Below are 14,026 nucleotides of genomic sequence, written 5' to 3' on the forward strand. Positions count from 1 at the left end.
GTAGGCCCACTAGTGTGGCGGGATGCACGTGGTTGAACTCGAAGGCGTAGGTGTCCGGGTTGTCGGCAAGTCGCTGCTGGACGGCGTCGATTGGCAGGTGGACTACGGCGACCATTGGGCGATCCTCGGCCCCAACGGCGCGGGCAAGACGACGCTGCTCTCTCTCGCGGGCGCCGTCCGGCATCCCAGCGAGGGCACGGTCAAGGTGCTCGGCCACAAGCTCGGCCGGGTCGACGTGCGGGAACTGCGCCGCCACATCGGCCTGGTCGCGGTCAGCCAGCGGCTGATCGACGAGGAGCTGATGGAGCAGGAGGGCGCGACCGCGCACACCGTGGTGCTCACCGGGCACACGGGGACGAGCGTTCCCCTGTGGGAGAAGTACGGCGACGTCGAGCGCGACCGGGCCCAGCGGTTGCTGGCCGACCTGGGCTGCAAGGACCTGGCGGACCGGCCGTTCCGCGTGTGCTCGCAGGGGGAGCGGGCCAGGATCAGGGTGGCCAGGGCGCTCATGGCGGACCCGGCGGTGCTGCTGCTCGACGAGCCGTTCGCGGGGCTCGACCTGCCGGCCAGGGAGGACCTCATCACGGCCGTCGAGGACCTGGCCACGATCCGGCCCGTCCTGACCACCGTGATCGTGACGCACCACCTGGAGGAGGTGCCGGCCACGACCTCGCACGCGATGCTCATGCGCGACGCCAGGGTGCTGGCCGCGGGCCCGGTGGACGAGGTGCTCACCTCCGCCAACCTCTCCGACTGCTTCGGCCGCCCCCTCCACGTGGACCGCCTCGACGGCCGCTGGTACGCCCGCGCCGCCCGCTCCTAGCCGGTCACAGCTCCAGTAGGCGCCCCGCCACCACCAGGGCCACGTACTCGGACTCGGCGGCGAGGCGTTCGTTGAGGCGGCCGAGCGCGTCCCGGAAGGCCCGCCCGCTGGACGTGGCGGGCACCACTCCCATCCCCACCTCGTCGGAGACCGCCACGAGGCGCGCGGGCGCCCGCCGCCAGGCCGCCACGAGCTCGTCGCAGCGTTCCCGGACGGGCGCGCGGTCGCCCTCCCAGGCCCCGTGCTCGTCGAACACCGCCGTCAGCCACGTCCCGAGCCCGTCGATCAGCAGCGGCGTGGTGGCCTCCAGAACGGCCGGGACGAGATCGGCGGTCTCGACCGTGGCCCAGTGCCCCGGCCGCCGCTCCCGGTGGGCCCGCACGCGTGCCGCCCACTCGCCGTCCCCCGCACCGCTCGGGCCGGTGGCCACATACGTGACGTACGGCTCGGCCGCCAGCCGCAGCTCGGCCTCGCCCGACTTCCCGGACCGCGACCCGCCCAGCAGCAACGTCCGCCACGGCGCGCTCCCTGCCGGGTGGACGGCGGGCCCGGTCTCCAGCTCCGTCCCGTCGGGGACGACGAGCGCGTCCCACAGCCGCAGGCGCCTGGCCAGCTCCGCCTCCGAGCGGACCCGGTGATCCAGCCCCACGGCCACCACGAGGGTCCGGTCGTCCGCCAGCCCCGCCCGCCGCAGTTCCCCGAGCCGCTCGGGCCGGTCGAGCAGGTCGATCAGCACCATGTCGTACCTGGTGGGCCCGCCGGTGGGCCCGTCGACGGGCACCGGCCGCCCCGCCGGGAGGCAGAGCAGCCGCGAGCCGTCGGGGCCGGCCAGCCCCAGCCCGCCGGCGCAGGCCCGGTAGCCGCTCGGCGGATCGTCGAAGGGGAACCGGGCCACGCCGTCCACGATCGCCTCGAACGGGCGCCGATGGCCGGACGGGAGCCCGGCGCACGAGACGCACCGGCAGCCGGGCTCCGGCCATCCCGAGCCGCCCGCCGTACCGGAGAGAAGGACCTTCACCGCCCCGAGCGTACAAATCCCGACGCCTCCGCGGGCGGCCGGGTGGATGGAACGTTCCAGATCAGGCCCTGGTCCTGGAGCGGCGGCGGGTGGCCACCACGGCGCCGCCCGCCAGCAGGGCGAGCGCGCCCGCGCCGGTCGCGATCAGCGTGACCGCCAGGCCGCTCGCGGACCGCGTTGCGGGCAGGGCGGCGGGCAGGGCGGCGGCCGTCAGCCCGGTCCCGCCCTTCTCCCTGGACGGATAGCCGGCGACCGCCACGACGGCCCCCTGGGCGTTCACGCGGACCTTGGCGGTGGAGGCGAGGAGCTGGGCAGCGGTGGCGTCCTCGGCGCCCGTGACGCACTTCGGCGCGCTCTGCCCGGGAGGCCGCTCGCCCGGGTAGGCGTCGCCCTCCCCGTCGCCGAAGTCCACCGCGACCGCCACGCGCTTGTACCCGGACCCGGCCGCGTCCTTGCCGCACACGCTCTGGAACGACGGCAGGTCCCCGCCGGGCGACTCGCCCGTCACCCCGTCGGGGGCCACGGAGAAGCGCCAGCCGATGACGGAGCCGTCCGGCGGGGCGGCGTCGGCCGTCGCGGCCAGCCAGGCCGTCCCGTCGCTCTGCCACGCGCTCCACGTACGCGGGGGCACGGGATCGGCGAGGGCGGAGGAGGGGAACGAGAGGAAGGCCGCCCCTGCGGCGACCCCGGCCGCAACACGATACGCGCGCAGCATCGATTGACCTCCGAACTCGGGAGTAGGGTTCCAGTGCCTGCGGAGGGTGCGCCGGCGAACCCGCGGAAAAGGAGCGTATGGCATGACATGGCGGTGGCGTTATGAAAATGCAAATGGTGGTGAGGTAACGGATCGCCCTTTGCCGCGAGAGGTTTTTCCGAGCCAGGCGGACGCGGAGTCCTGGCTCGGCGAGAACTGGCGTGACCTGCTCGAATCGGGAGTTGAGCAGGTGGCCCTGCTGGAAGAGGACCGCGTGGAATACACGGGATTGTCATTGCGCCAGGAGTGACCTAGGGCAAATGAAAAGCCCCTTGAGCGCAGTTGTGGCTCAAGGGGCTTTTCGCGGCTCCCGGGTGGGGCGGGTTACGCGCGGGTGCTCGGGCTCTGCGTCTTGGCCGGGTCGCGCTCCACGACCGGGCCGAGCACGTCGTCGATCCGCTTGAGCACGTCGGCCTCAAGCTTCACGCCCGCGGCCTTGACGTTGTCACGCACCTGATCGGGCCGGCTGGCCCCGACGATGGCGCTGGAGACGTTCTGGTTCTGCAGCACCCAGGCGATGGCCAGCTGCGCCATCGACAGGCCCAGGTCGGCGGCGACGGGCTTGAGCTCCTGCACGCGGGTCAGCACGTCGTCGTTCATGAACCGGGCGATCATGGCGCTGCCGCTCTTGTCGGTCGCCCGCGAGCCCTCCGGAAGCTGCTGCCCGGGCACGTACTTGCCCGTGAGCACCCCCTGGCCGATGGGCGACCACACGATCTGGCCGATGCCCTCCTTCTCGCTCAGCGGCACGATCTCGGGCTCGATGACCCGCCACAACATCGAGTACTGAGGCTGGTTCGAGACGATCCGGTCGAAGCCCATCTCGTCGGCGATCTTCAGGGCCTGGGCGATCTGGTCGGCGTTCCACTCGCTGACGCCGACGTAGAGGACCTTGCCCTGGCGTACGAGGTCGTCGAAGGTCTTGAGCGTCTCCTCCAGCGGCGTCTCGTAGTCGAAGCGGTGCGCCTGGTACAGGTCGACGTAGTCGGTCTGGAGGCGGCGCAGCGAGCCGTTGATGGACTCGGTGATGTGCTTGCGCGACAGGCCGCGGTCGTTCTGGCCGGGGCCGGTCGGCCAGTAGACCTTGGTGAAGATCTCCAGCGACTCTCTGCGCACGCCCTTCAGCGCGCGGCCGAGCACCTCCTCGGCCTTCGTCGCCGCGTAGACGTCCGCGGTGTCGAACGTGGTGATGCCCTCGTCGAGCGCCGCCTGCACGCACTGCTTGGCGGCGTCCTCCTCGACCTGGGAGCCATGGGTGAGCCAGTTTCCGTAGCTGATCTCGCTGACTTTGAGACCGCTACGACCGAGGTGTCGGAATTCCATGGATCAGACCTTAATCCCGGTCCATGGGGTGATTGGTTTCGGGATAGGGTGCGCGACGTGCTGAAGCTCGTACGGCTGGCGCTGACGGCGGCCATCCTGACCGCGATCGCGGTACGGCTGCGCCGCCGCTCCCGGACGCCCGGCAAGCCGCCCGCGCCCCCGGCTCCGAAGGCGGTCGCGAGCAGGCGGACGGGCCTGGCGTGGGCCGTCATCGCGGGGGCGGTGGCGCTGACGCTGGCCGCCGCTCTCATCCCCACGGGGCCGCAGGTGGTGTCCGAGGCACAGATGGCCGTCTACCAGGCCCAGCAGTCGGCCATGAGCGTGGCGATGGGAGACCGGGGGGAGACCCCGGCGCCCGTCACGCCCACGCCGACACCTGTCACGCTCACGCCTGTCACGCCCCGGCCCGTCGCGGCGACGCCGTCCCCGGGCATCCCGGCCGCGTGCATGCTGAGCGGGCAGGCGACCGCACGCCCGATCAGCCCGCGCGTGCGGGCGGCGGTGAACCGGCAGTGGCGGCGCATCGAGAGATGGCTGCGGGCGTACGCGCCCCGGACGTACGCCTCGCTGGGCGCCCCCGGCAGGGCCGGCACCGTCGCGCTCGCCGAGGCCCAGACGGGCCTGGAGTTCCCCGACGACCTGCGGGCCTCGCTGCTGCGCCACAACGGCGTGTCCGGCCCGCCCGCGGCCCGCTTCGGCTTCGGCGGGGAGCAGATGCGGGGCGTGCGCGAGATCCGCGACCGGTGGCGGGAGGACTGCGCCGCCCGGGCCGGCAGGGGCGACCCGATCGGCCGCGTGCTCCGCGTCGGCACCCTGACCGAGGTCGACGCCGACACCGGCCAGGTGGTGGCGCCGGCGGTGGGGCCGGAGCCGATCTGGCCCTCCTACCACGGGATGCTCCGCGACGTGGCGGACGCGCTGGAGAAGGGCCGCCCCGTGCTCGGGGCGCGGCCCACGGTCGAGGACGGCCTGCTCCGCTGGTCCGGCGACCTATGAGCGAGCCGTCCCCGGAGCCGGGGACGGCTACTTCTTGGGGACCGGCTTGCCGCCCGGCAGCACCGCGGGCGGCGGGAAGCGCAGCTTGCGGATCTGCAGCGCCCGCATCGCCGCGTAGAAGCCCACGCCTCTGGTGCTCTCCTGGGGCAGCTTCTCCGCGACCAGCCGCTTCACCTTCCACGCCACGTAGACGGAGGTGAACAGCACGCCGATCATCATGATCGGCCAGCCGATGGTGACCGTGTATCCCAGCACCGCGGCGCGGATCGACATGGGCCACGGGATCCACGTCGCCAGCAGGATGGCTAGCGAGAACGGCAGGAAATACTGGCTGGGCAACCGCCGGGAATCGACCCATTCGCGCGCGAACTTGCGCGCTGGGCCCTTGTCACGAGCGGGAAAATACCGTTCGTCACCTGCGAGCATGCCCTGGCGGGCCCGGTCGCGTTCGGAGGCCTGCTTGGCCCGCATCTGCCGATAGGCCTCTTTACGGTCCTTCGGCGCATGGACGGGCTGGCGCCGTTTGATCTCCTGATCACGGCGCTTGGGTGTGGGACGACCTTTACCCTGGGGCTTAGGATCGTCATCGGGGACGGGGGTGTCGTCCACGGAAGTTTGGGAACGGCGTCGCAACACGACGTCAACCCTACCTGGACTGCAACTTAGTGACGCCCTCGTGCGTTATGCGTAGGGTAATCCCAAGGCGGCTGCGCTGCATTGGGTGAACACCAGCACGACCTAGAAGGGGACGGCCGACGCGCATGAGCGTGATGAAGAGACTTTCTATGATCTTCAAGTCCAAGGCCAACAAGGCCTTGGACAAGATGGAGGATCCGCGCGAGACCCTTGACTACTCCTATCAGCGGCAGCTTGAGCTGCTGCAGAAGGTGCGCCGGGGTGTGGCCGACGTCGCCACGTCGCGTAAGCGGGTCGAGCTCCAGATAACCGGCCTCGAGAACCAGGCTCGGCGCTACGAGGAGCAGGGCCGCAAGGCGCTGTCCGTCGGGCGCGAGGACCTCGCCCGCGAGGCGCTGCAGCGTCGCTCCAATCTGCAGACGCAGATGGCCGACCTGAAGCTGCAGCACGACAACCTGCAGGCCGAGGAGGAGAAGCTCACCACGGCTTCCCAGCGGCTGCAGGCCAAGGTCGACGCCTTCCGCACGAAGAAGGAGACGATCAAGGCCACCTACACCGCCGCCGAGGCGCAGACCCGGATCAACGAGGCGTTCTCCGGCATCTCCGAGGAGATGGGCGACGTCGGCCTGGCGATCCAGCGCGCCGAGGACAAGACGGCGCAGATGCAGGCCCGCGCCGGCGCGATCGACGAGCTGCTGGCCAGCGGCGCGCTCGACGACTTCACCGGCACCCGCGGCGACGACATCCAGGCCGAGCTCGACCGCATGGGCGGCGGCATGGACGTCGAGCTGGAGCTGGCCAGGATGAAGGCCGAGCTGGGCCAGGGCCCCGCGCCCAAGAGCGCCATCGAGCAGGGCCAGCCGCAGCAGCAGGCCCAGCCGCAGCAGCAGCCGCAGCAGCACGGCCAGACCCAGCAGCTTCGTCAGCCCGGGGAGCCCGCATGATTGTCAGGATCATGGGCGAGGGCCAGGTGCAGATCTCCGCCGACGACATCGCGGTGCTCAACGAGCTCGACACCGAGCTCGAGGCGGCCATCGAGGTCGGCGACGAGCCGATCTTCCGGACGAAGCTGCACGCGCTGCTCGACAAGGTGCGCCAAGTCGGCAAGTCGCTTCCCGACGACAGCCTTGAGCCGTCAGAGCTGATCCTTCCCCCCGCGGACGCCTCGATCGAGGAGGTCCGGGAGATGCTGGGCGACCAAGGCCTCATCCCGGGCTGAGCCGTGGGTACGCGGTTCGCGTCCGACCGCGGGCTGACCACCCGCATGGCCGTGACGATGTTCTTGCTCGGGCTGCTCTATGTCGTGTTCATCGGCGTCCTGATCGCCCTCGGCGTAGGGGCGCTGACCGTGCTGGTGATGGCCGGGGGTCTGCTGTTCGTGCAGTATTTCCTGTCCGACCGCATCGCGCTGTTCGCGATGCACGGGCGGGAGGTCTCGCCGCAGGAGGCCCCTGAGCTGCATGGCCTGATCGACCGGCTGTGCGCGCTCGCCGACATGCCCAAACCGCGGGTGGCGATCGCGGATTCCGACGTCCCCAACGCCTTCGCCACCGGCCGCAACCAGAACAACGCCGTCGTCTGCGTGACGACCGGCATCCTGCGCCGCCTGGAGCCCCAGGAGCTCGAAGGGGTGCTCTCGCACGAGCTGTCGCACGTCGCCCACCGTGACGTCGCCGTCATGACGATCGCCTCGTTCCTGGGCGTCGTGGCGGGCCTCATGACCAGGGTCGCCCTCTACACGGGGCTGGGCGGCCGCCGCGACGGCAACCAGGGCGGCGTGCCTGTCGGGCTGATCATCCTGCTCGTCTCCGTCGTCGTGTACGCGATCAGCTTCGTGCTCACCCGAGCCCTGTCGCGTTACCGCGAGCTGTCGGCCGACCGCGCCGGCGCCCTGCTCACGCAGCGCCCCTCGGCCCTGGCCAGCGCGCTGGTCAAGATCACCGGTGACATGTCCAGGATCCCGACCCAGGACCTGCGCGAGGCGGCGCCGTTCAACGCCTTCTACTTCGCCCCGGCGGCGGCGCCGGGCCAGACGCTGGCGAACCTGTTCTCCACCCACCCGCCGCTCGAACGGCGGCTGGCGCAGCTGGCGGACATCTCGCGGCAGCTCGGAAGGGGCTGAAGGCGGCGTGGGCTGGCTCGACGCCCTGCTCGGCCGGTCGAAACCGGTCAAGCCCAACCTCGACGCGCTGTTCGCGCTGCCTTCGGCGGCGGTGACGCTGCAGGCCGCGACCGGGCTCGTGCCCACGGGTCTCGGCTCGGTGGCCTTCAGGGCCGCGGAGGGCGGCGCGTTCGCCACGCTGGAGCGTGACGTCAAGGCGCTGCTCGGCGAGCGCGTGGAGGAGTCGCGCGACTCCTACGGCTACACCTGGCTCCTGGTGCGCCGCTCGCTCGACGCGCTCGGCGACCTGGTCACCGAGCTGCACGCCGTCAACTCGTCGCTGGAGTCGGCCGGGTTCGGGCCGTCGCTGCTGTGCTCGCTGGCGTCGTTCCGGTCCGAGACCGGCGGACGGAGGCTGGCGGTCGTGTACCTGTACAAGCGCGGGACCTTCTACCCTTTCGCCCCGCTTCCCGGCCGGCGGCGCGACAACGCGCTCGAACTCCAGGTGCGCGGCGTCCTGGAGGGCGAGCTGCCGCTGGAGAAGGACCTCGCCCGGTGGTTTCCGGTGTGGGGCGCGCCCGGCCTCTGACCACGCGCCGGACACGTTGAGTGATCTAATGATCACGTGGAGCGAAGGTTGTACGTCCTCGCGGCCTCCGCGTTCATCGTGGCGGCGGTGCTGGGCAGCGCGTGGATCACCGGCCAGTTCACCACGCCCGAGGTCGACAGGACCGACGGGTACGTCAGCGAGCTGGCCGCCCGTGACCAGCCGTGGACGCGGCTCTTCCGGACCAGCGACGCGCTGGCGGGGCTGGCCTGCGCGGCCGGGGTCGCGCTGGTGCCGAGGGTGGCGCGCGAGTGGCAGGCCTGGCTGGCCCTGGCGGTGTTCGGGCTGTTCACGTTCGCGGCCGGGCTGTTCCCGCTGGACTGCGCCACGCTGAGCGACCCCTACTGCGGGCGGCAGGTGGTGTCGACCGGGCATCACGTGCACCAACTGGCCGGCGCGCTGGCCACGGCCGCCCTGCTGGCCTCGATGGTGCTGCTCAGCCTGCGCTGGCGGTCGTGGGTGTCGTGGCTGTTCACGTGGCTGGGGCTGGCGGCCACGCTGCTCACCGCCGCCGCGCTCGCCGACCGGCACGGGGTGGGGCTGGCCCACCGGGCGCAGCTCACGCTGTTCGCGGTCTGGCTGGTGTACGTGGCCGTCCACCTGCTCATCACCGACGAGCCGCCGGTGCCGCCGGTCATGGCGGGGGCGGCCGATCCGGACGGCGGGCACGCCGTGCCGCACGTGGTCGAGCAGGGCGCCGGACCCGTCGTGCTGATCACGGCCGGGCTCGGTGGCGCCTGGTTCCACTGGGGCGCGGTGGCCGGGCGGCTGGCCGGGAGCCATCGCGTCATCCGCTTCGACCGCTGCGGCCTGGGCCTGAGCCCGCACGCGCCCGTCCCGCCCACCCTCTACACCGAGGTGGCCCGCCTGGCCGCGCTGGCGCCGTCCCACCCGGAGCAGGTGACCGTCGTCGCCCACGGCGCGGCCTGCTGGCACGCGGAGGCGTTCGCCAGGCTGCACCCGCTGCGCGTGGCCAAGCTCGTCCTGGTGGATCCGGCCCCGGTCGTGGAGCGCGGACCGTCCGCACTGGCCGCGAGCATCGGCCGGTGGCTGCCCACCCTGGGCGGAACGTGGGGCGCGACCGCCGTGGCCCGCCTCGTGGGGCCCGCCGCGCACCGGCTGATCGTCGGCGTGCCCGACCCGTACGGCGTCTACCGCATGGGCAAGGTGCCCGCCGCGGTGGCGGGGGAGTGGCTGGCCCGCCGCGACATGGTCGCCGACCTGCTGGTGGTGCGGGCGGAATCGCCGTTCCCCGACGTGCCGGTCACCGTGATCAGCGCCGGCGAGCGGAACGCGGACCACGAGCGGCTGGCCGGCGCCCTGTCCGCCAAGCTCGTACGCCTGCCCGGGGCCGGGCACCAGGTCCAGATCGAGGATCCAGGAGCGGTCGCGGACGCCGTCTTAGACGCGCCGCGAACCGGTCCGGCCGGATGACGCCGTGCGTTCTAGGATCGATGCGGGACCCGTTCGAGGGAGAAGGCGTGGACATCACCGTCGTCGGCGAGGGCGCCGTCCTGGCCGCACCCGACATCCTCCGGCTGCACGCGGGCGTCGAGGTCCGCCGGGCCTCCGCCGCCGACGCCTTCACCGCCGTCCGGGCCGCCGCCGCCCGGCTGGCCGAGGCCCTGGCCCGGGAGGGCGTCGCCGCGGAGGACGTGCGCACGGTGGAGCTGTCGCTGGGCCCGGAGTACGAGGTCTACCCGAAGGTGGCCGCGTACCGGGCGGCCCAGGGGGTGGAGGTGATCGTCCGCGACCTGTCCCGGGCCGACCACGTCATCGACACGGTCGCCGGCGTGGGGGAGGAGGCCAGGCTGAACGGCCTGGCGTTCGAGGTGTCGGACCCGCCGGGCTTCCTGAGGGAGGCGCGTACGAGGGCCTTTCGCGACGCCGCCGCCAAGGCCGCCCACTACGCCGAGCTGGCCGGGCGCCCGCTGGGCCGGGTGGTCTCGGTGAGCGAGGACGTCAGGGGCGGCGGCCCCCAGCCCCTTGCCATGGCCGCCGCGGTGGCGGAGACCGGCGCCTCCATCAGCCCCGGCCGCCAGGCCCTCACGGTGACCGTCCGGCTGGTCTACGACTTCGCCTGACTCCGGGGCGGCACCCTGCCGGCGAGTTCCTCAATGCGCGGGTGCGGCCAGGGAGTCGAGCCAGCCGAGCAGGCGAGTGCACTCGCGGGTCATGACGTCGGGGTCGCGCAGGGCGCTGGCCAGCAGGGACATGCCCTGATAGGCGCCCACCAGCGTCAGGGCGAGACCTCCGGGGTCGGGCAGGCCGAGCTCGCGGAACTGGCGCTCGACCCAGTCCAGCAGCAGCCGGATGACGCGGCCGGCCTCCGCGTCCAGGCCGCCCTCGGGGCGTTTGTCCAGCTCCATGGCCAGGGTCCCCATCGGGCAGCCGTAGCGGGCCGCGAGGTCGCGCTGGGTGGCCCACCCCTCCACGAGGGCCTTCAGCCGCTCTCTCGGGCCGGCGAGCCGGTCCAGGCCGCCGGTGAGGGTGTCCAGTTGCCGCGCGTGCTCGGAGAGGGCGGCGGCGACCAGGTCGTCCTTGGTCTTGAAGTAGTAGTACACGTTGCCCACCGGGACGTCGGCGGCGTGGGCGATGTCGGCGATCGTGGTGCGCTCCGCCCCCTGCCGGTGCACGACCTGGGCGGCGGCGGTCATCAGCCGCTGGCGCTTGGCGGCCGCGGTCCTCGCCCGCGAACCCGTTGAGTCAGTCACCTGACTAACTATATGCGGCACAGTCGTGCTATGGTCGCTCTCAAGTGAGTCAGCCGACTAACTAACTATGGGAGTCATCATGATCGTTGTCACGGGCGCCACGGGGAACGTCGGGCGCACGCTGGTCCGGCTGCTGGCCGAGGCGGGCGAGCAGGTCACCGCCGTGTCCCGCCGCATCACCGCCGCCGACGTGCCCCAGGGCATGCGCGCGGTCGCCGCCGACCTGGCCGATCCGGGCAGCATGAGCGCGGCCCTGGAGGGCGCCGACGCGGTGTTCCTCCTCACGGGCGGCGACCTGTTCGCCGCGGAGCCCAAGGAGATCGTCGCCGCGGTGAGCGGGCCGGGCAGGCTCGTCCTGCTCTCCTCGCAGGGCGTGGTGACCCGCCCGGACAGCGCGTCCCACGGCCGCTTCGGAGCGGAGGTGGAGCGCGCGGTCACGAACTCGGGCGCGCGGTGGACGATCCTGCGGCCCGGCGGGTTCGCCTCCAACCGGTACGCCTGGGCCGGGTCGATCCGCTCGAACCGCACGGTCGCGGCCCCGTTCGGCGACGTCGGGCTGCCGATCATCGACCCCGACGACATCGCCGCGGTCGCCGCCGCCGTGCTGCGCGAGCCGGGCCACGAGGGCCGGATCTACGAGCTCACCGGGCCTGAGCCGGTGACCCCGCGACAGAACGCCGAGGCCATCGCCCAGGCGATCGGCGAGCCGGTCGCGTTCGTCGAGCAGACCCGCGAGGAGGCGCGGGCGCAGATGCTGGCGTTCATGCCCGCTCCGGTGGCGGACACCACGCTGGACATCCTCGGCGAGCCGACCGAGGCCGAGCGGCGGATCAGCCCGGACGTCGAGCGCGTGCTCGGCCGGGCGCCCCAGCCGTTCGCCGCCTGGGCCCGGCGCAACGCCGCCGCCTTCCGCTGAGCCCCATACGGGGTGGATCATGACCGGATGGACGAGACGGTCGTGACGGACGACGGCGTACGGCTCTGGGCGGTGCGCAGCGGCCAGGGCCGCCCGGTGGTCTTCTGCCACGGCGGCCCGGGACTGTGGGACACCTTGGAGGACGTGGCCGGGCTGCTGTCCGGCGTCGCGGCCGTCCATCGGTGGGACCAGCGGGGCTGCGGCCGCTCGCAGCGGCTCGGGCCGTACTCGACGGCCCGGACGGTGGCGGACCTCGACGCCGTCCGCCGCCACTTCGGCCTGGAGACGATGGTGCTGCTCGGCCACTCCTGGGGCGCCCAGCTGGCCCTGCGGTACGCCCTGGACCACCCCGATCGCGTGCGCGGGCTGGTCTACGTCTCCGGCACGGGCATCGACCCCGGCCACACCTGGCGCGAGGAGTACAGGCTCCGCCTGCGCGGCGCGGTGAGCGGGGACGTGGAGCGCTGGGCGGCGCTGGAGAGCCGCGAACGCACGGCCGCCGAGGACCGTGAGTTCGCGGTGCTGCAGTGGTCGGCGGACTTCGCCGACCGCGACCGGGCCATGGAGCACGCCGAACGCATGGCGACCCCCTGGCTCGGCGTCAACTTCGAGTGCAACGCCACCCTGAACGCCGAGAACAAGCGCGCGTGGGGCACGCCGGCGCTGCGGGCGGCCTGCGTGGAGCTGGCGGTGCCGGCGCTGATCGTCGACGGGGCCGAGGACATCCGGCCCCGCCGGTCGGTGGACTCGCTGGAGCGGGCGCTGCCGCACGTCTCGCGGGTGACCCTGGCGGGCGCCGGGCACCTGCCCTGGGTCGAGGACCCGGAGGGTTTCCGGGCCGCGGTGAGCGCGTTCGTGACCCGCGTGGGTTAGGGGAGGGCGAGCATGCGGTCCAGGGCCGCCCTGGCCCAGTGGGCGGTGTCCGCGTCCACCGTGATCTGGTTCACGACCTCCCCGAGCACCAGGGACTCCAGGGCCCACACCAGGTGCGGGAGGTCGATCCGGTTCATGGTCGAGCAGTAGCACACCGTCTTGTCCAGGAACGAGATGCTCTTGTCGGGGAACGCCTGCGCCAGCCGCTTGACCAGGTTCAGCTCGGTGCCGATCGCCCAGCTGGAGCCCGCGGGGGCCGACTCCAGGGTCTGGATGATGTGCTCGGTCGAGCCCACGTGGTCCGCCTTGAGCACGACCTCGTGGCGGCACTCCGGGTGCACCAGGACGTTCACGCCGGGGATGCGCGAGCGCACGTCGTCGACCGACTCCGCGGTGAAGCGGCCGTGCACCGAGCAGTGGCCGCGCCAGAGGATCATCCGGGCCCGCTCCAGCTGTTCCTGGGTGAGGCCGCCGTTGGGGCGGTGCGGGTTCCAGACGACGCAGTCCTCCAGGGACATGCCCATCTCCAGCACCGCCGTGTTGCGGCCCAGGTGCTGGTCGGGCAGGAACAGGACCTTCTCGCCGCGCGAGAACGCCCAGTCCAGGGCGCGGCGGGCGTTGGAGGAGGTGCAGACCGCGCCGCCGTTCCTGCCGCAGAAGGCCTTGATGTCGGCGCTGGAGTTCATGTACGTGACCGGGATCACCTGATCGGCGAGGCCGGCGTCCTCCAGGGCCTCCCAGCACTCCTCGACCTGGTCGAACGTGGCCATGTCCGCCATCGAGCACCCGGCAGCCAGGTCCGGCAGCACGACCCGCTGATGGTCGCCGGTCAGGATGTCGGCCGACTCGGCCATGAAGTGCACGCCGCAGAAGACGATGAACTCCGCCTCCGGCCTGGCCGCCGCGAGCCGGGCGAGCTTGAAGGAGTCGCCCGTGACGTCGGCGAACTGGATGACCTCGTCGCGCTGGTAGTGGTGCCCGAGCACGAACAGCCGGTCGCCGAGCGCCTCCTTCGCCTTGCGGGCCCGTTCCACCAGGTCGGGGTCGGAGGCGGGCGGCAGCTCGCCCGGGCACTCGACCCCCTTCTCGCTGTGCGGATCGGCGCCCTGGCCGAGGACGAAGAGCGGCAGCCCAGTCTGGGTGGCCATGGCCAAACCCCCTTATCGTCGAAGTGACGATACTCATCATGACATATGGGGGATACCTGGTGATTTCGGGGGTCGGCGGCACGGGGAATGTGTGGCATGGGCCAGGTGTTGGTAGCG

At 72.4% G+C, this 14,026-nt stretch carries 17 protein-coding genes; 11 read left to right on the forward strand and 6 right to left on the reverse strand.

What is annotated here, in order from left to right; all coding sequences use genetic code 11:
• The first annotated feature begins 22 nt into the window (after positions 1-22).
• The gene (locus ACIBQ1_RS00105) at positions 23-823 is read left to right on the forward strand and encodes an ABC transporter ATP-binding protein (RefSeq protein ID WP_397273714.1); all 801 of its coding nucleotides are present in this window, start codon (positions 23-25) and stop codon (positions 821-823) included.
• A gap of 4 nt (positions 824-827) precedes the next feature.
• Here the strand turns inward: ACIBQ1_RS00105 and ACIBQ1_RS00110 are convergent, their stop codons facing one another.
• Positions 828-1,841 carry a bifunctional adenosylcobinamide kinase/adenosylcobinamide-phosphate guanylyltransferase gene (locus ACIBQ1_RS00110; protein WP_397273715.1) on the reverse strand — a complete coding sequence of 338 codons (1,014 nt, stop codon included), beginning with the start codon at positions 1,839-1,841 and terminating at the stop codon, positions 828-830.
• Between the two features lie 61 nt (positions 1,842-1,902).
• Positions 1,903-2,556: an SCO2322 family protein gene (locus ACIBQ1_RS00115; RefSeq protein WP_397273716.1), complete on the reverse strand. Its 654-nt coding sequence runs from the start codon at positions 2,554-2,556 to the stop codon at positions 1,903-1,905.
• A gap of 82 nt (positions 2,557-2,638) precedes the next feature.
• Between ACIBQ1_RS00115 and ACIBQ1_RS00120 the strand changes: the two genes are divergently transcribed.
• Positions 2,639-2,845 carry a hypothetical protein gene (locus ACIBQ1_RS00120; RefSeq protein WP_185072832.1) on the forward strand — a complete coding sequence of 69 codons (207 nt, stop codon included), beginning with the start codon at positions 2,639-2,641 and terminating at the stop codon, positions 2,843-2,845.
• Between the two features lie 74 nt (positions 2,846-2,919).
• On the opposite strand, the gene ACIBQ1_RS00125 is transcribed toward ACIBQ1_RS00120, so the two are convergent.
• Positions 2,920-3,918, reverse strand: a complete 999-nt coding sequence (locus ACIBQ1_RS00125; RefSeq protein WP_397273717.1) for an aldo/keto reductase family protein — start codon at positions 3,916-3,918, stop codon at positions 2,920-2,922.
• 57 nt (positions 3,919-3,975) lie between these two features.
• Here ACIBQ1_RS00125 and ACIBQ1_RS00130 point away from each other — a divergent pair, with 57 nt between their 5' ends.
• Positions 3,976-4,914 (forward strand): hypothetical protein, encoded by a 939-nt coding sequence (locus ACIBQ1_RS00130; protein ID WP_397273718.1) that lies wholly within the window; start codon positions 3,976-3,978, stop codon positions 4,912-4,914.
• A gap of 27 nt (positions 4,915-4,941) precedes the next feature.
• Here ACIBQ1_RS00130 and ACIBQ1_RS00135 read toward each other — a convergent pair whose 3' ends face one another.
• Complete coding sequence (locus tag ACIBQ1_RS00135) at positions 4,942-5,523, reverse strand: DUF3043 domain-containing protein (protein ID WP_397273719.1); 582 nt, start codon at positions 5,521-5,523, stop codon at positions 4,942-4,944.
• Between the two features lie 152 nt (positions 5,524-5,675).
• Here ACIBQ1_RS00135 and ACIBQ1_RS00140 point away from each other — a divergent pair, with 152 nt between their 5' ends.
• Genes ACIBQ1_RS00140 through ACIBQ1_RS00165 form a run of 6 tightly spaced genes read left to right on the forward strand, consistent with a single transcriptional unit; the run spans position 5,676 to position 10,342 of the window.
• Positions 5,676-6,494, forward strand: coding sequence for a PspA/IM30 family protein (locus ACIBQ1_RS00140; protein ID WP_397273720.1), 819 nt, complete (start codon positions 5,676-5,678; stop codon positions 6,492-6,494).
• A complete protein-coding gene (locus tag ACIBQ1_RS00145) occupies positions 6,491-6,769 on the forward strand; it encodes a hypothetical protein (RefSeq protein ID WP_355390221.1) in 279 nt (92 codons plus the stop codon). Before ACIBQ1_RS00140 ends, ACIBQ1_RS00145 begins: the two co-directional genes overlap by 4 nt.
• Positions 6,770-6,772: 3 nt before the next feature.
• Entirely contained in the window at positions 6,773-7,672 is a 900-nt protein-coding gene (gene htpX / locus ACIBQ1_RS00150) for a zinc metalloprotease HtpX (RefSeq protein WP_397273721.1), read from the forward strand.
• Between the two features lie 7 nt (positions 7,673-7,679).
• Positions 7,680-8,240: a hypothetical protein gene (locus ACIBQ1_RS00155; protein ID WP_397273722.1), complete on the forward strand. Its 561-nt coding sequence runs from the start codon at positions 7,680-7,682 to the stop codon at positions 8,238-8,240.
• Between the two features lie 36 nt (positions 8,241-8,276).
• Positions 8,277-9,692, forward strand: a complete 1,416-nt coding sequence (locus ACIBQ1_RS00160) for an alpha/beta fold hydrolase (protein ID WP_397273723.1) — start codon at positions 8,277-8,279, stop codon at positions 9,690-9,692.
• A gap of 47 nt (positions 9,693-9,739) precedes the next feature.
• The gene (locus ACIBQ1_RS00165; RefSeq protein WP_397273724.1) at positions 9,740-10,342 is read left to right on the forward strand and encodes an SIMPL domain-containing protein; all 603 of its coding nucleotides are present in this window, start codon (positions 9,740-9,742) and stop codon (positions 10,340-10,342) included.
• A gap of 30 nt (positions 10,343-10,372) precedes the next feature.
• Here the strand turns inward: ACIBQ1_RS00165 and ACIBQ1_RS00170 are convergent, their stop codons facing one another.
• On the reverse strand, positions 10,373-10,972 hold the full coding sequence (locus tag ACIBQ1_RS00170; RefSeq protein WP_397273725.1) for a TetR/AcrR family transcriptional regulator: 600 nt from the start codon (positions 10,970-10,972) through the stop codon (positions 10,373-10,375).
• 79 nt (positions 10,973-11,051) lie between these two features.
• Here ACIBQ1_RS00170 and ACIBQ1_RS00175 point away from each other — a divergent pair, with 79 nt between their 5' ends.
• Positions 11,052-11,888 (forward strand): NAD(P)H-binding protein, encoded by an 837-nt coding sequence (locus ACIBQ1_RS00175; protein WP_397273726.1) that lies wholly within the window; start codon positions 11,052-11,054, stop codon positions 11,886-11,888.
• A 27-nt stretch (positions 11,889-11,915) separates the two neighbouring features.
• Positions 11,916-12,761: an alpha/beta fold hydrolase gene (locus ACIBQ1_RS00180; RefSeq protein WP_397273727.1), complete on the forward strand. Its 846-nt coding sequence runs from the start codon at positions 11,916-11,918 to the stop codon at positions 12,759-12,761.
• On the opposite strand, the gene nadA is transcribed toward ACIBQ1_RS00180, so the two are convergent.
• Positions 12,758-13,909 carry a quinolinate synthase NadA gene (nadA, locus tag ACIBQ1_RS00185; RefSeq protein WP_397273728.1) on the reverse strand — a complete coding sequence of 384 codons (1,152 nt, stop codon included), beginning with the start codon at positions 13,907-13,909 and terminating at the stop codon, positions 12,758-12,760. The genes ACIBQ1_RS00180 and nadA overlap by 4 nt on opposite strands.
• Positions 13,910-14,026: the final 117 nt, after the last annotated feature.

This window comes from Nonomuraea sp. NPDC050153, from assembly GCF_044460125.1.
Taxonomy (GTDB): Bacteria; Actinomycetota; Actinomycetes; order Streptosporangiales; family Streptosporangiaceae; genus Nonomuraea.